We start from the raw sequence: 20,296 nt of genomic DNA, 5'->3' as shown, positions 1-20,296 counted from the left end.
AGGGCTGCTTAACCCCGCCGCGCGGCAGATCAATTGGCACTCCGCTTGACCGAGTGCTAATCCCGGTCATAGTCTCGGTTCTGGCACTCCCCACCGGAGAGTGCCAACACAGCGACGGGCAGGTCCGGCACCCGCGACGACGGATCCACCTGGTCGCCACCTCAGACAGTTAACCCCGTGAGATCTCCGAAGGGGGAGGTCGGATCGTGACGACCGCCAGCTCCAAGGTTGCCATCAAGCCGCTCGAGGACCGCATTGTGGTCCAGCCGCTCGACGCCGAGCAGACCACGGCCTCGGGCCTGGTCATTCCGGACACGGCCAAGGAGAAGCCCCAGGAGGGCGTCGTCCTGGCCGTGGGCCCGGGCCGCTTCGAGAACGGCGAGCGTCTTCCGCTCGACGTCAAGACCGGCGACATCGTGCTGTACAGCAAGTACGGCGGCACCGAGGTGAAGTACAACGGCGAGGAGTACCTCGTCCTCTCGGCTCGCGACGTGCTCGCGATCATCGAGAAGTAATTCACCAGAATTTGCTGTGAACTGCGCCCCTGGCCCCCGCTGCTGTGTTCATTCACGTGTGCCGGGTGGCCAGGGGCGCAGTTCATTTTGAGAGGACTGATTCAGCTCCATGGCGAAGATCCTGAAGTTCGACGAGGACGCCCGTCGCGCCCTCGAGCGTGGCGTCAACAAGCTTGCCGACACCGTCAAGGTGACGATCGGCCCCCGCGGCCGCAATGTCGTCATCGACAAGAAGTTCGGCGCACCCACCATCACCAACGACGGCGTGACCATCGCCCGTGAGGTCGAGGTCGAGGACCCGTACGAGAACCTCGGCGCCCAGCTGGTGAAGGAGGTGGCGACCAAGACCAACGACATCGCGGGTGACGGCACCACCACCGCCACCGTGCTGGCCCAGGCGCTCGTCCGCGAGGGCCTGCGCAACGTCGCCGCCGGCGCGTCCCCGGCCGCCCTGAAGAAGGGCATCGACGCCGCGGTCGCGGCCGTCTCCGAGGAACTTCTCGCGACCGCCCGTCCGATCGACGACAAGGCCGACATCGCTGCCGTCGCTGCGCTCTCCGCGCAGGACCAGCAGGTCGGCGAGCTGATCGCCGAGGCCATGGACAAGGTCGGCAAGGACGGTGTCATCACCGTCGAGGAGTCCAACACCTTCGGTCTGGAGCTCGACTTCACCGAGGGCATGGCCTTCGACAAGGGCTACCTGTCGCCGTACATGGTGACCGACCAGGAGCGTATGGAGGCCGTCCTCGACGAGCCGTACATCCTGATCCACCAGGGCAAGATCTCCTCGATCCAGGACCTGCTTCCGCTGCTCGAGAAGGTCATCCAGGCGGGCAGCTCCAAGCCGCTGCTGATCATTGCCGAGGACGTCGAGGGCGAGGCCCTCTCCACCCTCGTCGTCAACAAGATCCGCGGCACCTTCAACGCGGTCGCGGTCAAGGCCCCGGGCTTCGGCGACCGCCGCAAGGCGATGCTGCAGGACGTTGCCACCCTCACCGGCGCCACCGTGGTGGCCGAGGAGGTCGGCCTCAAGCTCGACCAGGCCGGCCTGGACGTGCTGGGCACCGCCCGCCGCGTCACGGTCTCCAAGGACGACACCACCATCGTCGACGGTGGCGGCAGCCACGAGGACGTCGTCGGCCGTGTCAACCAGATCAAGGCCGAGATCGAGTCCACGGACTCCGACTGGGACCGCGAGAAGCTCCAGGAGCGCCTCGCGAAGCTGGCCGGCGGCGTGTGCGTGATCAAGGTCGGCGCCGCCACCGAGGTGGAGCTGAAGGAGAAGAAGCACCGTCTGGAGGACGCCATCTCCGCGACCCGCGCCGCGGTCGAGGAGGGCATCGTCTCCGGTGGTGGCTCCGCTCTGGTCCACGCCGCCAAGGTGCTCGAGGGCAACCTCGGCAAGGAGGGCGACGAGGCCACCGGTGTCGCGGTCGTCCGCCGCGCCGTCGTCGAGCCGCTGCGCTGGATCGCCGAGAACGCCGGTCTCGAGGGCTACGTCATCACCGCCAAGGTGGCGGAGCTGGACAAGGGCCAGGGCTTCAACGCCGCGACCGGCGAGTACGGCGACCTGGTGAAGGCCGGCGTCATCGACCCGGTCAAGGTCACGCGCTCCGCCCTGGAGAACGCCGCGTCCATCGCCTCGCTGCTGCTCACGACCGAGACCCTGGTCGTCGAGAAGCCGGCCGAGGAAGAGGCCGACGCGGGCCACGGCCACGGTCACAGCCACTGACACGGTCACGGACGCCGTCACTGACGACGTCGTAGGACGTGTGAAGGCCCTCGTTCCCGCCGCGCTGCGGGAACGAGGGCCTTCGGCGTTCGGCGCTGGTCCGTCGTGCTAGCCCATCGCGCCGAGCTGCTTCATCAGGCCCATGGCGTCGAAGTGCCACCAGCCTTCCTGGATCTTCCCGTCCTCGAAGTGGAAGACGGTGGTGCCGGTCATGGTGCACTGCTTGCCGGTGGGGGCGACGCCCATGAACTCGCCCTTGTGCCGACCCGTCCAGGTCCACAACGTCACGACGTCGTCACCCTCGGACACCTGCCTGTCGAGATCGAAGGTGAAGTCGAAGCCCTTGCGCCACATGGTGACGTCGCCGCGAATAACGTCGATCCCTACGACGGTGTCCTCCTCCTTCATGATGTCGTGGTCGCGGTAGTTGGCCGCGAACACCTCTTCGAGTGCGTCGAAATTGCCTCCGGCAGCTATCTCGTGGAAGAAGCGGCGGGCGGTCGCCGTGTTCAGCTGTTCCTCGCGAACCACGTCGAGGTCGGTGAACGAGGGCATCCCGTCGCAGAGCGCCACCATGTCCTGGAAGATCCGGTCGGTCTCCGGAAGGTGGGAGTTCTTCATCGCCTCTTCGTACGACGGGAATTCGACGATCTCGACATAGTGGGAGCCGTCGGAGCGGTCCTTGCCGGTGACGGTGTGTGTGGCGGTCCGCTTGCCCTTGGTCTGCTCGACCCACTTGTCCATGAGCTTGTCCACGCTGTCGTACTGCGCGGTCTTGTAGTCGACTATCTGTACGAATTTCATGGCGCCTCCCGGAGGGGTGGGGGATACGTCCATTTTAGTGTTAAATGCCGTTTTTACTCGGTCTGAGTGTGTGCGGTATCCGCTCCACCTCGCGGCGGGCGGCGGTCGGAGCTGAGCCCGGTCCGGACAGGTCGGGAGCTCGGCGGGCGGCGCGCCGTCGTCCTAGGCGGACTGGTGCCGCGTCGCAGCCAGGACCGGGTCCATGAAGGGCAGCCCCTTCGCGTACCGCTCCAGTTCGTCGAGGGCCCGGTCCGTCATCCGGTGCAGTTCATTGCCGAGCGAGCCCGCGATGTGCGGGGTCAGCAGGACATTGGGGAGCGCGTACAAAGGCGAGTCGGCGGGCGGGACTTCAGGGTCGGTGACGTCGAGCACGGCGTACAGCCGGCCGGATATCAGCTCCGGCAGCAGCGCTTCCTCGTCGATCAGCGAGCCGCGCGAGGTGTTGATCAGGGTCCCCCCGTCCGGCATCAGCGCCAGCCGGCGGGCGTCGATCATATGGCGCGTCGTCGCCAGCTGCGGAGCGTGGACCGTGAGGATGTGGCTGCGGCTGCAGAGCTCGTCAAGACCGGTGAGGGCGACGCCGAGTCCGGCCGCCTCGGCGGGGGTGACGTACGGGTCGTACAGCCGCACCTCGACATCGAACGGCCGTAACAGCTCGATGACGCGGCGGCCGATCCGCGACGCGCCGACGATTCCCACGGTGCGGCGGTAGTTGCCGACGGAGGCGAGCTCCCGGCTCCAGTCGTGGCCGGTGCGCAGCTGCCCGTAGCGCTGTGCCGAGCGCAGCACCTGCTTGCCCGCGAAGAGGATCGCGGCGAGCGTGTACTCGGCCACGGGCAGGGCGTTGGCGGCGGCGGCCGAGGTCACGGCTATGCCGCGCTCCCAGCACGCCTCGGTGATGTGATGCCTGACGGACCCTGCGGCGTGCACGACCGCCCGCAATCCGGGAGCGGCATCAAGGACTTCGGCGGTGAGCGGGGGAGCGCCCCAGCAGGTCAGCAGTACGTCGGCGGAGGCGAGCGCGGCGGCGACTTCGGGCGTCGGGGCCGCCAGGTCGTGGGCGATCAGCTGCGGGTCGGTGCGGGCGAGCGCGCAGAGCCGGGTGCGGTGGTGGTCGGCGAACAGACGCTCGGAGATGCCCGGGCCCATGGCGAGCAGGACCCTGGGGCGATTGTCACTGGCGGGGTGCATGCGGGAACTCGTGCTCCTCATACGTCGCTTGGGGTCAGTCGGCGCCGGGGTAGTCCGATGGAGCAGAAGGTGAGTCGCCGCAGCGCCCGAAGGTCTCGTCTACTGAGGTCCGTACTTGCGGCCGGCCTTCGAGCTGACGCCGCCCAGCAGCCCCCGCGGCGCCAGTTTCACCACGCCCATCAGCACCTTGTACCGCGGGTCCGGGATCGACAGAGTCTTTCCGCGCGCCAGGTCGGACAACGCTGTCGAAACCAGCTTGTCCGCGTCCAGCCACATCCACCCCGGGATGTTGTCCGTGCCCATCCCGGCCCGCTGATGGAACTCGGTGCGTACAAAGCCGGGGCAGAGCGCCATCAGCCGTACCCCCGACCCCGCCAGATCCCGCGCGGCTCCCTGCGTGAACTGCACGACCCACGCCTTCGATGCGCCGTACGTCCCGCGCGGCACGAACGCGGCCACCGACGCCACATTCACCACACCGCCCCGGCCGCGCTCGCGCATCACCCCGGCCGCCGCCGATGTGAGCCGCAGCACCGCTTCGCAGTGCACCTTCAGCATCGTCAGTTCGTCGGCCATGGACACTTCCAGGAAGCGCCCCTTGTTCCCGAACCCGGCGTTGTTGACCAGCAGATCCACCGCGTTCTTCCGGTCGGCGAGCCGTCGCTCGACCGCCTCGATCCCGTCGTCCTGGGCGAGGTCGGCGGTCAGCACCTCCGCCTCGATGCCGTGCCGGTCGTGCAGCTCGGTGGCCTGCTCCTGCAGCCGCTTGGTGTCGCGGGCCACCAGCACCAGGTTGTGTCCCTCTGCCGCGAGCCGCCGCGCGAACGCGGCACCGATCCCCGCGGTCGCTCCCGTAATCAGTGCAGTCGTCATAGGCGGCACGTTAGTGCCCCGAGTGTGAGTGCGGTGTACGCACCTTGCCTGCCTTCCGGCCCTTCTCGACCACCACGAACTGACCCATCATCCCCAGGTCCTCGTGGTACAGCAGATGACAGTGGTACATATACGGAGTCTCCGGATCCGCCGGCCCCTCGAAGCGCATCGCGAGCTTGACCGTCTTGAACGGGGGCACGAAGACCGTGTCCTTCGCCCCGCGCAGCTCGGGCGGCGGCTCCTTGCCGTCCACCTCCAGGACCCGGAACTGCACATCGTGGACGTGGAAGTTGTGCGGGGTGCCGTGTTCGTTGCGTACGGTCCAGGTCTCGGTGGTGCCCCGGACGACGGTCTCGTCGATCCGGTCCATCTTCATCTTCTTGCCGTTGATGCCGGTCGTCACCAGGCCGAAGAACCGTCCGCGCACCGAGTGCGATCCGTCGGGCACCTCCAGCGTGCCCAGTTCGCCGGGGAGTGGGGGCGAGGGCCGCAGCGTGGTCGCGGCCCGCAGCTGGAGCACATCGAAGCTGTCGTCCCCGCCGCCGAACCGCGCCTGCCAGCCGGCCCCGTAACTGGTGTGCGGGAAGCTGCGCAGCACGGTCCGCTCGCCGGGCTTCATCCGCACGACGATCTCGGCCCGTTCACCGGGGGAGAGCTGTATCCGGTCCGTCCCGGCCGGCTTCTCGAGCAGCCCGCCGTCCGTCCCGATCAGTGCGAACTGCCGGTCGTCGGAGAACCCGAAGTCGTATATGCGGGCGGTCGAAGCGTTGAGCAGCCGCAGCCGCACAAGTTCGTCGCCGACCACCTTGTACGGATCGAGCGTGCCGTTGACCATCGTCCGGTCGCCCAGAAAGCCGGTGTCCCGCAGGATCTGGTGCGCGTGGTCGAACTTCGCCCCGTTGAAACGGACGTCCTGGACGATGACCGGCAGATCGTCGACTCCGTACTTCCCGGGCAGCGTGAGCCGCGCTGCCTTCTCTTCGTCGAGGAGGAACATCCCGGCGAGACCCCGCTGTACATGCTGCTCCGTCTTGCCATGCGGATGCGGGTGGTACCAGAGCGTCGCCGCAGGCTGGTTCACGGTCCAGTGCGGGCTGAAGGTCGCGCCCGGAGCGACCATCTGATGCGGACCGCCGTCCATCTTCGCGGGCAGATGCATGCCGTGCCAGTGCACCGTGGATGCCTCGCCCAGCGTGTTCTTGATCTTCACCTCGACCTTCTCGCCGCGCTTCGCACGCAGCGTCGGCCCGAGGAAGTCGCCGTTGAAGCCCCAGGTGGGTGTCTGCTTCCCGGCTCTGAACTCCTTCTGGCCCGCCTGCATGGTCAGTTCGAAGAGCCGGGTTCCGTCGCGCTTCACCGTCGACTTCGCCAGTGGCGGCACGGCCAGCTCGGTGCGGAACTCGGTACCGACCGTGGAGACCTCGGCGTCGGAGTAGAGATACAGAACGCCGCCGCCGAGTGCGAGGCCGATGACGACCACGACCGTCGTGAGAATGATGAGGACGCGCTTCAAGCGAGACATACAACGAGCGTCCCGGCGGGCGCTCGTGGCTACATCGGGGACGGCCCCCAGGCCGTCCCCGAATCAAATCCCTTACCAACTAAGGGATTTCCCCTATGAGGTCTGCTTCGCGACGTAGTCGCGTGCGGCCTTGAGCAGCTCGGGGTGGAGCGCCTCGCCCGCCGCCAGCACCTGGGGCAGCAGCGTCCGCTCCGTGGTCTCGGACCGGAACGCCATGTGGACCGTCACCTCGTGATCCGGCCGGTGCACGATCTCGATCGCGTCACCCGCGCGGATCTCGCCCGGCTCGATCACCCGCAGATACGCGCCGGGCGCGCCCTGCTGCGTGAAGCGCTTGACCCAGCCCTTCTCGTCCAGCCAGCCGGCGAACGTACGACACGGAATGCGGCCGCTCGTCACCTCCAGCACCAGCGTGTCGCCTATCCGCCAGCGCTCGCCGATCCTCGCGCCGCTCACATCGAGCCCGCTCGTCGTGAGGTTCTCACCGAAAGCGCCATTGGTGATCGGCCGCCCCAACTCCCGCTCCCAGAAGTCGAGATCCTCGCGGGCGAACGCGTACACCGCCTGGTCGGTGCCGCCGTGGTGCCGCAGATCGCAGACCGTGTCGCCCGCCACCCCGCCGCCCGCCTCGCCCTTGGGGCCCGGGTCCGTCACCCGTACGGCCCCGTCGGCCGGCTGTTTGTCGATACCGGTCGTACCGCCCGGCGTGTCGGTGTACTCGACGACCTTGGGCCGGCCCACATTCACGGTCAGAAGCTTCATGGACTCACGCTAACCGGCCCGCCCTCAAACGATCTACCCAATAGTTAGCTTCACCTCCAAGGGTCCCTTATATTCGACGCGTGATCGAAGCCCGCCATCTCCGAGTCTTGCGCGCGGTCGCCGCCACCGGCTCCTTCTCCGCAGCGGCGCGCAGCCTCGGCTGTACGCAACCCGCCGTCAGCCAGCAGATGAAGGCGCTCGAGGCGTCCGCGGGCACCCCGCTGCTGATCCGTACGGGCCGTGAGATGCGACTGACCCAGGCGGGGGAAGCCCTCGTACGCCACGCCGCCGGCATCCTCGCCGGGCTGACCGCCGCCGAGGAGGAGATCGCGGCCATCGCCGGTCTGCGGGCCGGCCGGGTGCGCCTTGTGTCCTTCCCCAGCGGCAGCTCCACGCTCGTACCGACCGCGCTCGCCGCCCTGCGCGCGGCCCACCCGGGCACCCGGGTCTCGCTCGTGGAGGCCGAGCCGCCGCGCTCGGTCGAGATGCTGCGGGAGGGCGACTGCGATGTGGCGCTGGCCTTCCGCTACGGCAAGACGGCCGCGGAGTGGGACGACCTGATCGTCCGCCCCCTGCTCACCGACCGCCTTGTCGGACTGGTCCCGGACGGGCACCGGCTCGCCGGTTCACAGGCCGTCGCCATCGGCGATCTCGCCGACGAGTCCTGGATCGCGGGCTGCCCACGCTGCCGCCGCCACCTCGTGGAGGTCTGCGAGGAGGCCGGCTTCACGCCCAGGATCGACTTTGCCACCGACGACTATCCGGCGGTGATCGGCCTGGTGGGCGCGGGTCTCGGCGTCGCTGTGCTGCCCGAGCTCGCGATGGAGTCCGTACGGCTGGGGGGTGCACGCACCGTGACCGTCGAGCCGTCCGTCGAGCGCGAGATCGTGGCGCTCACGCTGCCGGACCTGGCTCAGGTCCCGGCGGTCGCGGCCATGCTCCACCAGTTGAGCCTGGCCGCACCCCGCTGACCCGGCCGCGACCGGCTGGGCCCGGTTGCGCCCGAGGCTCAGGCCGGGCTGGGCCTGGCTGCGCCCGCCGATCCGGCGGGGCTGGGCCTGGCTGCGCCCACTGAATCCGGCCGGGCTGGGCCCGTTCGTGCCCGAGGATCCGGCCACCCCCGTCCGAAGCCCGGGCGGGGGTGGTGCAGGAACGTTTCTTCGAATGTCCTTCGAGCCGCGGCGTCAGTTCCGCGTCACGCCTCCCACGCTGGTGGCCGGGATCAGGCGATGCCGTGCACGCCCCATCAGCTCCTCGCGCTCGTCCTCCGTCAGTCCGCCCCACACGCCGTACGGCTCCCGCACCGCCAGCGCGTGCGCCGCGCACTCCGCGCGGACCGGGCACCTCATGCAGACCTCTTTTGCCGAGTTCTCGCGCGCACTCCGTGCGGCACCCCGCTCGCCCTCGGGGTGGAAGAAGAGAGAGCTGTCCACCCCACGGCAAGCTGCGAGGAGCTGCCAGTCCCACAAATCGGCGTTGGGTCCGGGAAGGCGGGAGAAATCTGCCATAGCGCATGTCCCCTTGAAACCGTGCTGAGTGGATACAGGTCAGGTCGCACACGAGCGGGCTATGAGCCGGGTCCGGCACCCGCACGTGCCTCACGACCGTACATCTACTATGTAAGTAGATGTAAATATGACTCATTGCGAATCTAGCTACAGACACTACAAAAAGGGAAGAAAAGGCGCTAAATGGGGCAGACCTTCCGGGTGAAGGGCCCATGGCCTGCGGTGCTCTCCTCTGCGCACGCCCCCTCACATAGAGTGCTGAAGGCGGAAGTCCGACCCGTAACTCTTTCGAGTGACCGTCGTTGAGAGTGCGGAGGCGGTTGAAAGAACAAGCGCTAGGGCACATGTCCGAGAGCGTTCAACCGCACAGGTGACGAAACGTACCCAGCCTGGAGGCTCAAGGTGACGCGCATCAGCTGCGGAGGGCGGCCATGACATCCGTCCTCGTCTGCGACGACTCCCCGCTTGCCCGAGAGGCGCTCCGCCGCGCGGTTGCCACCGTGCCCGGCGTCGAGCGCGTGACGACCGCGGCCAACGGCGAGGAAGTCCTCCGCCGCTGGGGCGCGGACCGCTCGGACCTGATTCTGATGGACGTACGCATGCCCGGTCTCGGCGGTGTCGAGACCGTCCGGCGGCTGCTGTCCGCCGACCCGGGCGCCCGGATCATCATGCTCACCGTCGCAGAGGACCTGGACGGCGTCGCGCTCGCGGTCGCCGCCGGTGCCCGCGGCTATCTGCACAAGGACGCCTCGCGCGCCGAGCTGCGCGCGACGGTCACTCAGGCCCTCGCCGACCCGACGTGGCGGCTTGCCCCGCGGCGGCTGCGCTCGGCCGAGATGGGCGCCGCGCCCACCCTCACCGCTCGTGAGATCCAGGTGCTCGAGGGCATGAGCCACGGCCGGTCCAACGCCGAGATCGGGCGCGAGCTCTTCCTCTCCGAGGACACCGTGAAGACGCACGCCAGGCGGCTCTTCAAGAAACTGGGAGCCTCGGACCGGGCGCACGCGGTGGCGCTCGGATTCCGCTGGGGCCTGGTCCGCTAGGCCATACGAGTGGTTCGCCGCGGGGGAGTGTCGAACCCCGCCCGCCGTCGGGTGGGCGGGGCGACGGATGGCCGAAGGCATCCGTTTCCCCCGCGATGCCGCATCCTTGAGGAGTGGAGTTCCTCGGGGACAAGTCGGTCGAGCGGAAGAGGAGGGCGCAGGAGATGAGTTCCGGCGCACCTGCTCATAACGCTTCGGTGCACAACATTGGACGCGGTGCCACGGATTCTCAGCCGCCAAGGCACCATGGACCGATGCGCAACGACGAGCCCACGGTGATCGGTGCACTCGTTCACCGTGCCGTCGATGGCGACGAGCAGGCAACGCATGATCTCCTCGCGCACGTCCATCCGCTCGCGCTGCGCTACTGCCGCACCCGGCTCAGCCGGCTGCCGGGCGACGCGCGCCATTTCGTGGAGGACCTCGCACAGGAGGTCTGTGTCGCGGTGCTGATGGCTTTGCCGCGGTACCGGGACACGGGACGGCCCTTCGAGGCCTTCGTGTTCGCCATCGCGTCGCACAAGGTCGCCGATCTTCAGCGGGCCGCCATGCGGCATCCGGGATCGACGGCCGTGCCGTCGGACGAGATGCCCGAGCGGCCCGACGACTCCCTCGGTCCCGAGGAGCGCGCGCTGCTCAGCGATGACGCCGAGTGGGCCAAGAAGCTCCTCGCCAACCTCCCGGAGAATCAGCGCGAGCTGCTGGTGCTGCGGGTCGCGGTGGGGCTGACGGCCGAGGAGACGGGGCAGATGCTGGGCATGTCTCCCGGGGCGGTGCGGGTGGCACAGCACCGGGCGCTCAGCCGGCTGCGCGCACTGGCCGAGCAGTGACCCGTACTGGCCCGGCAGTGAGCCGTACGGCAGTCAGCTGTACGGCAGTGAGCTGTACGGCAGACCTTCGTACGGCACTGAGTCGTGCAGCAGTGAGTCGTACGGCACTTCGCGCACGTATGAACACACAAAGCTGCTCGCTGATCTTGATCGTGGAATGAGACGGCTTCCGAGCCCGTTAGCATGGACATCCGCACCGATCAAGGCCATTTGGGGAAGGTGTCATGACCAACGTCGACGGAGTGCCCGATAAATTCGCGACACTCGGGCTGACCTACGACGATGTGCTGCTGCTGCCAGGTGCCTCGGACATGGCGCCCGACCAGATCGACACCTCCTCGTACATCTCGAAGAACGTACGGGTGAACATCCCGCTGCTGTCCGCCGCCATGGACAAGGTCACCGAGGCCCGGATGGCCATCGCGATGGCCCGGCAGGGCGGCGCCGGTGTGCTGCACCGCAATCTCTCCATCGCCGACCAGGCCAACCAGGTCGACCTGGTCAAGCGCTCCGAGTCTGGCATGGTCACCGACCCGATCACGGTGAACCCCGACGCGACGCTCGCCGACGCCGACCAGCTCTGCGCGAAGTTCCGTATCAGCGGCGTCCCGGTCACCGACCGCGGCGGCAAACTGCTCGGCATCGTCACCAACCGCGACATGGCCTTCGAGTCGGACCGCTCGCGCCAGGTGCGCGAGGTCATGACGCCGATGCCGCTGGTCACCGGCAAGGTCGGGATCTCCGGTGTGGACGCCATGGAGCTGCTGCGCCGGCACAAGATCGAGAAGCTTCCGCTGGTCGACGAGGCCGGTGTGCTCAAGGGCCTGATCACGGTCAAGGACTTCGTCAAGGCCGAGAAGTACCCGATGGCCGCCAAGGACAAGGACGGGCGGCTGCTGGTCGGCGCGGCCGTCGGCGTCGCGGGCGACGCCTTCGAGCGGGCCCAGGCGCTGATCGAGGCGGGCGTCGACTTCATCGTCGTCGACACCGCCCACGGCCACTCCAAGCTGGTCGGCGACATGGTCGCCAAGATCAAGTCGAACTCCTCCGGCGTGGACGTCATCGGCGGCAACATCGCCACCCGCGACGGCGCGCAGGCGCTGATCGACGCCGGTGTGGACGGCATCAAGGTCGGCGTGGGCCCGGGCTCCATCTGTACGACCCGCGTGGTCGCCGGCATCGGCGTACCGCAGGTGACGGCGATCTACGAAGCCTCGCTCGCCGCGAAGGCGGCCGGCGTCCCGGTGATCGGCGACGGCGGTCTGCAGTACTCCGGCGACATCGCGAAGGCGCTGGTCGCGGGCGCGGACACGGTGATGCTCGGCTCGCTGCTCGCCGGCTGCGAGGAGTCGCCGGGCGAGCTGCTCTTCATCAACGGCAAGCAGTTCAAGTCGTACCGTGGCATGGGTTCGCTGGGCGCGATGCAGACCCGTGGCGAGCAGCGTTCCTTCTCGAAGGACCGTTACTTCCAGGAGGGTGTGGCCTCCGACGAGAAGCTGGTGCCCGAAGGCATCGAGGGCCAGGTGCCCTACCGGGGTCCGCTCTCCGCGGTCGTGCACCAGCTGACCGGCGGTCTGCGGCAGTCGATGTTCTACGTCGGCGGCCGGACGGTGCCGGAGCTGCAGGACCGCGGCCGGTTTGTGCGGATCACCTCGGCGGGGCTCAAGGAGAGCCACCCGCACGACATCCAGATGACGGTCGAGGCGCCGAACTACAGCAGGAAGTAACGCGTTCCCCGGTGAGGGGCGGTTCCGGAATTCCCGGGGCCGCCCCTCCCGCATGTGTCGGGGATACTGGAGCGGCAGACGTAGAGGGAAAGGCCACACATCGTGACTGAGATCGAGATCGGGCGCGGCAAGCGCGGCCGCCGGGCGTACGCGTTCGATGACATCGCCGTCGTACCGAGCCGGCGCACCCGGGACCCGAAGGAGGTCTCGATCGCCTGGCAGATCGACGCCTACCGCTTCGAGCTGCCCTTCCTGGCCGCTCCGATGGACTCGGTGGTCTCCCCGCAGACCGCGATCCGCATCGGTGAGCTGGGCGGTCTCGGCGTGCTGAACCTCGAGGGTCTGTGGACCCGGTACGAGGACCCGCAGCCGCTGCTCGACGAGATCGCCGACGAGATGGACGAGACCGCGGCGACCCGCCGTCTGCAGGAGATCTACGCCGCTCCGATCAAGGAGGAGCTGATCGGGCAGCGGATCAAGGAGGTGCGCGACTCGGGTGTGGTGACGGCCGCCGCGCTCTCGCCGCAGCGCACCGCGCAGTTCTCCAAGGCCGTTGTGGACGCCGGTGTGGACATCTTCGTCATCCGCGGTACGACGGTCTCGGCCGAGCATGTCTCGGGCGCGGCCGAGCCGCTGAACCTGAAGCAGTTCATCTACGAGCTCGATGTGCCGGTGATCGTGGGCGGCTGCGCCACCTACACGGCCGCGCTGCACCTGATGCGTACGGGAGCCGCGGGCGTGCTGGTCGGCTTCGGCGGCGGGGCCGCGCACACCACGCGCAACGTCCTGGGCATCCAGGTCCCGATGGCGACGGCGGTGGCCGATGTGGCCGCGGCCCGCCGGGACTACATGGACGAGTCGGGCGGCCGGTATGTGCACGTCATCGCGGACGGTGGCGTGGGCTGGTCGGGCGATCTGCCCAAGGCGATCGCATGCGGCGCGGACGCGGTGATGATCGGCTCCCCGCTGGCCCGGGCGACGGATGCGCCGGGCCGCGGCCACCACTGGGGCATGGAGGCGGTCCACGAGGACGTGCCGCGCGGCAAGCTGGTGGACCTGGGCATCGTGGGCACGACCGAGGAGGTCCTCGCCGGTCCCTCGCACAGCCCCGACGGGTCGATGAACTTCTTCGGCGCGCTGCGGCGGGCGATGGCGACGACGGGTTACAGCGAGCTCAAGGAGTTCCAGCGCGTCGAGGTGACGGTGGCGGACTCGCAGCACCGCCGCTGACGCCGCTGGTCCGTACGGTTCGTGCGCAGAAGGGCCCCGCACCTGGTGGTGCGGGGCCCCTTCGCTTGCGTGGATCAGTCGTTGGCCTTCTTGGCGCCGGCGAACGCGGCGACCGCGCCGATGGCGAGGAAGACGTAGGACATGAAGTCCGCCGCTTCCTTCCACACCTTGGTCAGGTCGCTGAAGTGGTTGAAGAAGTACTCCGTGAAGGAGAGGTCGCCCAACTTCGTGAAGATGACCGCGATGGCGACCAGCTGGCCCAGATACACGGCGCCGAGCGCGAGCACCGCGCTGATGACCGGCAGGGCCGGGTTGCGGCCGCCGACCTTGGCGGCGGCGAAGCCGACGAGGAAGCCGACGCCGATGGCCGCGTAGCCGATCTCGCGCTCGATGGCACCGCCGATGGCGCCGTACGCGCCCGCGGCGACCAGCGCGGCGACGATCGCGGCCACCAGGCCGAGGCCGATGTTGTCGCGGACCGGGGCCGACGGCGGAGTCGGGGCGTACGGGGCGTCGCCACCGGGCGCGTCGGCGAACGGGTTGCCGGACGGCGGTGGAACGGGCTGGCTCATGTGGAAATCCCCCCAGGGACGGATGCGTCGCACGAGAGTGCGAGCGGAGGTCCCGGAGACTAGCAGTCCGGTCCGACAGCGCGGCACTCAGTTATGAAGCTGTTGGGGAGACTCAGAGGCGGTGTGCCGCGCCGGCCGGGGTGGCACCCCTTGTGTCGAGGAGGAGTTGGGCCTTGACCGCCAGACCTTGGAGGTCGTACGTGCGGTGATGCTGGAGCAGCACCGTCAGATCCGCGTTGGCCGCGGCCTCGTACAGGGAGTCCGCTCGGGGGACGGGAACGTCACGCACGCGCCAGTCGGGGACGTACGGGTCGTGGTAGCTGACGGCCGCGCCCAGATCCATCAGACGGCGGGCGATCTCGGTCGCGGGGGAGCGCTCCGGGTCGGGGAGGTCCGGCTTGTAGGTGATGCCCAGGAGCAGCACGCGCGCTCCGCGGACCGATTTGCCGTGCTCGTTGAGGAGGGTGGCGCAGCGCTGGATGACGTACCGCGGCATCCGGGAGTTGATCTCCTGCGCGAGGCCGACCATCCGCAGCGGGTGACCGGGGACGCGGCCGGTGTGCGGGGCGACGCCTGGGACGTCCGGGCCGCCTGGGGCGCCCGAGTCCCTGGGGTCCCTGGAGTCCCTGGAGTCCCTCGGGTCCCTCGGGTGTCCCAGGTCGCTCAGGTCGCTCAGGTCGCCCGGGTTCCTCGGGTTCCTCGGGTCGCTCGGGTCCAGGGGGACGCCGTGGCCGCCGACGCCGGGCCCGGGGCGGAAGGCCTGGAAGCCGAAGGGCTTGGTCTCGGCGCAGCGGATGACGTCCCAGAGGTCGACCCCGAGGTCGTGGCAGAGCACCGCCATCTCGTTGACCAGGGCGATGTTGACGTGCCGGAAGTTCGTTTCGAGGACTTTGACGGTCTCGGCCTCGCGGGGTCCGCGCGCGCGGACCACCTTGTCGGTGAGGCGGCCGTAGAAGGCGGCGGCCGATTCGGTGCAGGCGGGGGTGAGGCCGCCGATGACCTTGGGAGTGTTGGCGTAGCCGTGGGTGCGGCTGCCCGGGTCGACGCGGCTGGGCGAGTACGCGAGATGGAAGTCCCGCCCGGCACGCAGCCCCGACCCTTGTTCAAGGATCGGGCGGAGGAAGTTCTCGGTGGTGCCGGGCTGTACGGCCGATTCGAGCAGCACCGTGGTGTGCGGGCGCAGCCGCGCGGCGAGTGCCCGGGCGGCCTCGCCGAGTGCCGAGAGGTCCAGGGCGCCGTCGCCGCGGAGGGGGGTGGGGGCGCAGATGGCGGCGGTGCGGACCCGGCCGAGCTCGGCCGCGTCGGTGACGGTCCGAAAGCCGGAGGAGAGCATGCGGCGGACGTCGGCCGGGGTGCGGCCCGCTGCCGGTTCGGCGAGCTGGCGCGGGTCGGTGTCGTAGCCGATGGTCTCGATGCCGGCGGCAACGGCGGCCTGGGCGAGGGGCAGGCCGAGATGTCCGAGTCCGATGACGGCGAGATCTGCGGGCATGGTTTTGGCCGTCCTTCCCTTAACCCGAGGAGGCAGAAAGCGCAAGCCCTGTGGGCAGAACGGGCATGCGCAATGTCAGACTAGGCGTAAATATGACCGATATGCCGCATTGCGAGCTTGTGGCTGTCCGAGTGTTATCCACAGGCGGTGGCTGAAGTCGTCGACTGCGGACAGAATCGACGTTGTGAGCCCGACTGCAGGGGCCGTACGGGGGCGACGGGAGGCAGCAGTGAGGACAGCGACACTGGGACCCGAGGAGCGTGCAGAAGCGCTCGCCGGGATGGCCGAGCGTGAACTGGACGTGCTGGTGGTGGGCGCGGGCGTGGTCGGAGCAGGGACCGCGCTGGACGCCGCGACACGAGGGCTCTCCACCGGACTTGTCGAGGCGCGTGACTGGGCCTCGGGCACATCGAGCAGGTCGAGCAAGCTGATCCACGGCGGGCTGCGCTATCTGGAGATGCTTGACTTCGCGCTCGTGAGGGAAGCGCTGAAGGAGCGCGGGCTGCTGCTGGAACGGCTGGCGCCTCACCTGGTGAAACCGGTGCCGTTCCTCTATCCGCTGCAGCACAAGGGCTGGGAACGGCTGTACGCCGGATCGGGCGTCGCACTGTACGACGCAATGTCGGTGTCCTCGGGGCACGGGCGCGGGCTGCCCGTCCACCGGCATCTGTCGCGGCGGCAGGCGCTGCGGGTCGCGCCCGCTCTGAAGAAGGACGCCCTGGTCGGGGCCCTGCAGTACTACGACGCCCAGATGGACGACGCGCGCTATGTGGCGACGCTGGTGCGGACGGCCGCGAGCTATGGGGCCCAAGTGGCCAGCCGGGCCCGTGTGATCGGCTTTCTGCGGGAGGGGGAACGGGTCGTAGGGGCGCGAGTGCAGGACGTGGAGGCCGGCGGGGAGTACGAGATCCGGGCCAAACAGGTCGTCAATGCGACCGGGGTGTGGACGGACGACACCCAGGCGCTGATCGGGGAGCGCGGGCAGTTCCATGTGCGCGCGTCCAAGGGCATCCATCTGGTGGTGCCCAAGGACCGGATCCACTCGACGACCGGGCTGATCCTGCGGACCGAGAAGTCGGTGCTGTTCGTCATCCCCTGGGGCAGGCACTGGATCGTGGGGACGACGGACACCGACTGGGACCTCGACAAGGCGCATCCGGCCGCCTCCAGCGCAGACATCGACTATCTGCTGGAACACGTGAACTCGGTGCTGGCCGTACCGCTGACCCGGGACGACGTCGAGGGGGTGTATGCGGGGCTGAGGCCGCTGCTCGCCGGGGAGTCGGACGCGACCAGCAAGCTGTCGCGCGAGCACACGGTGGCGCATCCGGTACCGGGCCTGGTGGTCGTGGCGGGCGGCAAGTACACGACGTACCGAGTGATGGCGAAGGACGCGGTGGACGAGGCGGTGCACGGCCTCGACCAGCGGGTGGCCGCGTGCGTCACGGAGAACGTGCCACTGGTCGGCGCCGAGGGGTACGCGGCGCTGTGGAACGCGCGGGCGAGGATCGCGGCGCGGACGGGGCTTCATGTGGTGCGCGTGGAGCACCTGTTGAACCGGTACGGCTCGCTGGCGGAGGAGCTGCTGGCGCTGATCGCCGACGACCCGACGCTCGGGGAGCCGCTGGCCAATGCGGACGACTATCTGCGTGCGGAGATCGCCTATGCCGCATCGCATGAAGGGGCGCGGCACTTGGACGACGTACTGACCCGGCGGACCCGGATCTCGATCGAGACCTTCGACCGCGGGACGCGCAGTGCGCTCGAGTGCGCGGAGCTGATGGCGCCGGTGCTGGGGTGGGACAAGGGGCAGATCGAGAAGGAGGTCGAGCACTACGAGAAGCGTGTGGAGGCGGAGCGCGAGTCGCAGCGGCAGCCGGACGATCTGACGGCGGACGCGGCACGGCTGGGGGCGCCGGACATCGTGCCGATCTGATCCCGACGGCGCGCGTACAGGGCCCCGACCAGCGAGGCGGTGAGCTTTACCCAGAGTAGTGGCATGGTGGGTGGTCCCAACCTCCCGGCCCGTCCCGAGGGACGGCGGACCCGGGAGCAGCGCCGGTCCCGGAGTGAGAGACAATGGAGGCTCTGCCAGGGCGGGTTACCGCATCGCGCGGGAAGCGGCAGGCGCGGGGCGAAGATCAGGGATCGCAGAGGGGACGCATGTCGGAGGCTGAGCAGTCGCGGGAGCCCCAGCGGGACACGGCCGAAGAGCCGCGGGAGCGGCAGGAGTTGGCGTCGGAAGCGGCCGGGGGCGCGCCGGATCCGGAATCCGAGCCGACGTCGGGCGGGGGTGCCGAGTCGGCCAAGGCGGCAGGGCCGGATTCGGTCAAGGCGGCGGGTGCCGAGTCGGCCAAGGCGGCAGCGCCGGATTCGGTCAAGAGGGTGGGGTCCGAGTCGGTCAAGGCAGCGGGGTCCGAGAGTGGGGCCGAACGGGGCTCCGGGCAGCGTGAGTCGGCCGGGGCGAAGAAGCCGGCCGCCGACGCGTCGGGTCAGGCGGCTGCGAAGGACTCCGGTACGGGTGCGGCACAGGGTGACGCGGCCGAGGCCGGCCGTGACGGCAAGGCGGGCGTGGCCACGGCGGGTGCGGCCAAAGCGGGGGCGACCAAAGCGGGCGCAGGCAAGGCGGGCGCAGGCAAGGCGGAAGCCGAGGGCCGGTTGCTCGCCGGGCGGTATCGGCTCGGCGGGGTGCTCGGGCGCGGCGGCATGGGCACCGTCTGGCGGGCCGTCGACGAGACCCTCGGCCGTACCGTCGCCGTGAAGGAGCTGCGCTTCCCCAACAGCATCGACGAGGACGAGAAGCGCCGGCTCATCACGCGTACGCTGCGCGAGGCCAAGGCGATCGCCCGGATCCGCAACAACAGCGCGGTGACGGTCTACGACGTCGTTGACGAAGATGACCGCCCGTGGATCGTCATGGAGCTCGTCGAGGGCAAGTCGCTCGCCGAAGCCGTGCGCGAGGACGGCACGCTGACGCCGCGGCGGGCCGCCGAGGTCGGGCTCGCGATCCTCGACGTACTGCGTTCCGCGCATCGCGAGGGCATCCTGCACCGCGATGTGAAGCCGTCCAATGTGCTGATCGCCGAGGACGGACGCGTCGTGCTCACCGACTTCGGCATCGCTCAGGTCGAGGGTGACCCGTCGATCACCTCGACCGGCATGCTCGTCGGCGCCCCCTCGTACATCTCGCCCGAGCGGGCCCGTGGCCACAAGCCCGGACCGGCCGCCGACCTCTGGTCGCTCGGCGGGCTGCTGTACGCGAGCGTCGAGGGCTGCCCTCCGTACGACAAGGGCTCGGCGATTGCGACGCTGACCGCCGTGATGACCGAGCCGCTCGACCCGCCGAAGAACGCGGGCCCGCTGGAGGAGGTCATCTACGGCCTCCTTGTCAAGGATCCCGCGCAGCGGCTCGACGACGCGGGCGCGCGGGCGTTGCTCACCGATGTGCTGCACGCACCCGAGACGCCCGAGCAACCCGTGGAGCCCGAGCCGCCGGCGGATGCCACCCGGGTCATCGGGCTGCCGCCGCTGCCCCCCGCGCCGCCGGAGGCGAGGGCGAAGGACCCCGGCGCCGACCGGGTGCGCGGGGCGCTGCGCTCCGTACGCAACGCTGCCGCTGCTGCGGCCGCCAAGCCCGAGTCGACGAAGCCGCAGCCCACGCCCGCGGCCACGCAGTCCGCCGCGCCTGCGCCGGTGCGCGCGCCGCTCACCGATGTGGTGCCCCGGCGCACCCTGGTGATCATCGCGATCGTCGCCGCGCTCGCCGTACTGATCACCGTGCTCGTCCTGACGCTGGGTGACGACAAGGGAAGCCAGAACAAGACCAAGGGCGACAAGAGGACTTCGGCCGGAGCCACGAGCGGCAACAACGGCAAGACCAAGGACAAGGGCAAGGCCGACGACAAGGGCACCGGCACCGGTACCGGCCAGGGCGGCGGCGCGAGCACCGGCGGCAAGGGCGGGCAGCCGTCGGGGAAGCCCAAGACCGACGACGCCGCGGGCGGGATCACTGTGCCCCCGGGGTATGCGATGGTCTCCAACGACCAGTTCCGTTTCTCCATGGCCATGCCCAATGGCTTCCATCTCACCGGGACGGCCGGTGAGAACTCCGGCGGGATATTCAGCCTCAACGGCGGCTTCCCGCGCATCCAGGTCGACTTCGGCGACAGCCCCAAGGACGACGCGGTCGCCGCCTGGAGCGCTGCGGTCGCCGGGGCACGCGCCAGCAGCGACGGCTTCAAGCAACTGGGCATCGCAAGAGTCAGGTACAACGGCTATCCGACCGTTGCCGACTGGAAGTTCGAGCGCAATCAGGGCGGCGAGCGGGTACGGGTGCTCAACAGGGGCTTCAAGGTGGACGACGAGCGCGGTTACGCGATCATGATCACCTGCAAGGCGAGCGAATGGCAGAGCACGGAGTGCGAGACCTTGCGCAAGACGGCGTTCGCCACATTCAAGCCCAAGGACTGAGCAAGGCCACGTATCGTGAGAGCCCGCG

Annotated in this window: 16 protein-coding genes and 2 pseudogenes; 9 read left to right on the top strand and 9 right to left on the bottom strand. The window is 69.2% G+C overall.

Translation table 11 applies throughout. The features are described 5' to 3' along the window. The first annotated feature begins 206 nt into the window (after positions 1–206). Together groES and groL are read left to right on the top strand one after the other, a co-directional pair. The gene (groES, locus tag OG729_RS15980) at positions 207–515 is read left to right on the top strand and encodes a co-chaperone GroES (RefSeq protein ID WP_055493212.1); all 309 of its coding nucleotides are present in this window, start codon (positions 207–209) and stop codon (positions 513–515) included. Positions 516–624: 109 nt separating this feature from the next. After that, the gene (gene groL / locus OG729_RS15975) at positions 625–2,247 is read left to right on the top strand and encodes a chaperonin GroEL (RefSeq protein ID WP_360884096.1); all 1,623 of its coding nucleotides are present in this window, start codon (positions 625–627) and stop codon (positions 2,245–2,247) included. Positions 2,248–2,355: 108 nt separating this feature from the next. On the opposite strand, the gene OG729_RS15970 is transcribed toward groL, so the two are convergent. The 5 genes from OG729_RS15970 to OG729_RS15950 all read right to left on the bottom strand — a co-directional run bounded on the left by OG729_RS15970 (position 2,356) and on the right by OG729_RS15950 (position 7,399). Beyond that, on the bottom strand, positions 2,356–3,051 hold the full coding sequence (locus tag OG729_RS15970) for an ester cyclase (RefSeq protein ID WP_405806688.1): 696 nt from the start codon (positions 3,049–3,051) through the stop codon (positions 2,356–2,358). A gap of 162 nt (positions 3,052–3,213) precedes the next feature. Next, positions 3,214–4,242, bottom strand: coding sequence for a hydroxyacid dehydrogenase (locus OG729_RS15965; protein ID WP_405806687.1), 1,029 nt, complete (start codon positions 4,240–4,242; stop codon positions 3,214–3,216). A gap of 99 nt (positions 4,243–4,341) precedes the next feature. After that, a complete protein-coding gene (locus tag OG729_RS15960; RefSeq protein WP_405806685.1) occupies positions 4,342–5,115 on the bottom strand; it encodes an SDR family NAD(P)-dependent oxidoreductase in 774 nt (257 codons plus the stop codon). Positions 5,116–5,125: 10 nt separating this feature from the next. After that, complete coding sequence (locus tag OG729_RS15955) at positions 5,126–6,637, bottom strand: multicopper oxidase family protein (protein ID WP_405806684.1); 1,512 nt, start codon at positions 6,635–6,637, stop codon at positions 5,126–5,128. Between the two features lie 93 nt (positions 6,638–6,730). Next, positions 6,731–7,399 (bottom strand): MOSC domain-containing protein, encoded by a 669-nt coding sequence (locus OG729_RS15950; RefSeq protein WP_405806683.1) that lies wholly within the window; start codon positions 7,397–7,399, stop codon positions 6,731–6,733. Positions 7,400–7,479: 80 nt separating this feature from the next. Between OG729_RS15950 and OG729_RS15945 the strand changes: the two genes are divergently transcribed. After that, on the top strand, positions 7,480–8,370 hold the full coding sequence (locus OG729_RS15945) for a LysR family transcriptional regulator (RefSeq protein ID WP_405806681.1): 891 nt from the start codon (positions 7,480–7,482) through the stop codon (positions 8,368–8,370). 213 nt (positions 8,371–8,583) lie between these two features. On the opposite strand, the gene OG729_RS15940 is transcribed toward OG729_RS15945, so the two are convergent. Beyond that, a complete protein-coding gene (locus tag OG729_RS15940; RefSeq protein WP_360884116.1) occupies positions 8,584–8,907 on the bottom strand; it encodes a WhiB family transcriptional regulator in 324 nt (107 codons plus the stop codon). Between the two features lie 431 nt (positions 8,908–9,338). Here OG729_RS15940 and OG729_RS15935 point away from each other — a divergent pair, with 431 nt between their 5' ends. The 4 genes from OG729_RS15935 (at position 9,339) to OG729_RS15920 (ending at position 13,737) form a co-directional block, all read left to right on the top strand. Continuing rightward, a complete protein-coding gene (locus OG729_RS15935; RefSeq protein WP_003948568.1) occupies positions 9,339–9,950 on the top strand; it encodes a response regulator transcription factor in 612 nt (203 codons plus the stop codon). Between the two features lie 254 nt (positions 9,951–10,204). Further along, complete coding sequence (locus OG729_RS15930; RefSeq protein ID WP_360884119.1) at positions 10,205–10,780, top strand: sigma-70 family RNA polymerase sigma factor; 576 nt, start codon at positions 10,205–10,207, stop codon at positions 10,778–10,780. A gap of 224 nt (positions 10,781–11,004) precedes the next feature. Next, positions 11,005–12,507, top strand: a complete 1,503-nt coding sequence (gene guaB, locus OG729_RS15925) for an IMP dehydrogenase (RefSeq protein WP_360884122.1) — start codon at positions 11,005–11,007, stop codon at positions 12,505–12,507. A 102-nt stretch (positions 12,508–12,609) separates the two neighbouring features. Next, on the top strand, positions 12,610–13,737 hold the full coding sequence (locus tag OG729_RS15920; RefSeq protein ID WP_360884125.1) for a GuaB3 family IMP dehydrogenase-related protein: 1,128 nt from the start codon (positions 12,610–12,612) through the stop codon (positions 13,735–13,737). Between the two features lie 74 nt (positions 13,738–13,811). Here the strand turns inward: OG729_RS15920 and OG729_RS15915 are convergent, their stop codons facing one another. From OG729_RS15915 to OG729_RS15905, 3 genes and pseudogenes are all read right to left on the bottom strand, one after another. Continuing rightward, a complete protein-coding gene (locus OG729_RS15915) occupies positions 13,812–14,309 on the bottom strand; it encodes a hypothetical protein (protein ID WP_360884128.1) in 498 nt (165 codons plus the stop codon). Between the two features lie 112 nt (positions 14,310–14,421). Then, positions 14,422–14,865: pseudogene (locus tag OG729_RS15910) on the bottom strand (UDP binding domain-containing protein); the annotation flags it as partial. A gap of 156 nt (positions 14,866–15,021) precedes the next feature. Next, a pseudogene (locus OG729_RS15905) lies at positions 15,022–15,798 on the bottom strand (nucleotide sugar dehydrogenase); the annotation flags it as partial. A gap of 229 nt (positions 15,799–16,027) precedes the next feature. Here OG729_RS15905 and OG729_RS15900 point away from each other — a divergent pair. Both OG729_RS15900 and OG729_RS15895 read left to right on the top strand, forming a co-directional pair. Further along, a complete protein-coding gene (locus OG729_RS15900; RefSeq protein WP_360884131.1) occupies positions 16,028–17,734 on the top strand; it encodes a glycerol-3-phosphate dehydrogenase/oxidase in 1,707 nt (568 codons plus the stop codon). A gap of 227 nt (positions 17,735–17,961) precedes the next feature. After that, positions 17,962–20,268 (top strand): serine/threonine-protein kinase, encoded by a 2,307-nt coding sequence (locus OG729_RS15895; RefSeq protein WP_405806680.1) that lies wholly within the window; start codon positions 17,962–17,964, stop codon positions 20,266–20,268. Positions 20,269–20,296 lie beyond the last annotated feature (28 nt).

The sequence above is a fragment of the Streptomyces sp. NBC_00210 genome, from assembly GCF_045160975.1.
Classification (GTDB): domain Bacteria; phylum Actinomycetota; class Actinomycetes; order Streptomycetales; family Streptomycetaceae; genus Streptomyces.
This window is presented reverse-complemented; position numbering and strand designations above follow the sequence as displayed.

Bases quoted from the DNA above. Each gene is read 5' to 3' on its own strand.
- groL (WP_360884096.1), top strand. From the start codon at position 625: ATGGCGAAGATCCTGAAGTTCGACGAGGACGCCCGTCGCGCCCTCGAG.
- OG729_RS15970 (WP_405806688.1), bottom strand. From the start codon at position 3,051: ATGAAATTCGTACAGATAGTCGACTACAAGACCGCGCAGTACGACAGC.
- OG729_RS15965 (WP_405806687.1), bottom strand. From the start codon at position 4,242: ATGCACCCCGCCAGTGACAATCGCCCCAGGGTCCTGCTCGCCATGGGC.
- OG729_RS15960 (WP_405806685.1), bottom strand. From the start codon at position 5,115: ATGACGACTGCACTGATTACGGGAGCGACCGCGGGGATCGGTGCCGCG.
- OG729_RS15955 (WP_405806684.1), bottom strand. From the start codon at position 6,637: ATGTCTCGCTTGAAGCGCGTCCTCATCATTCTCACGACGGTCGTGGTC.
- OG729_RS15950 (WP_405806683.1), bottom strand. From the start codon at position 7,399: ATGAAGCTTCTGACCGTGAATGTGGGCCGGCCCAAGGTCGTCGAGTAC.
- OG729_RS15940 (WP_360884116.1), bottom strand. From the start codon at position 8,907: ATGGCAGATTTCTCCCGCCTTCCCGGACCCAACGCCGATTTGTGGGAC.
- OG729_RS15935 (WP_003948568.1), top strand. From the start codon at position 9,339: ATGACATCCGTCCTCGTCTGCGACGACTCCCCGCTTGCCCGAGAGGCG.
- OG729_RS15930 (WP_360884119.1), top strand. From the start codon at position 10,205: ATGCGCAACGACGAGCCCACGGTGATCGGTGCACTCGTTCACCGTGCC.
- guaB (WP_360884122.1), top strand. From the start codon at position 11,005: ATGACCAACGTCGACGGAGTGCCCGATAAATTCGCGACACTCGGGCTG.
- OG729_RS15915 (WP_360884128.1), bottom strand. From the start codon at position 14,309: ATGAGCCAGCCCGTTCCACCGCCGTCCGGCAACCCGTTCGCCGACGCG.
- OG729_RS15895 (WP_405806680.1), top strand. From the start codon at position 17,962: ATGTCGGAGGCTGAGCAGTCGCGGGAGCCCCAGCGGGACACGGCCGAA.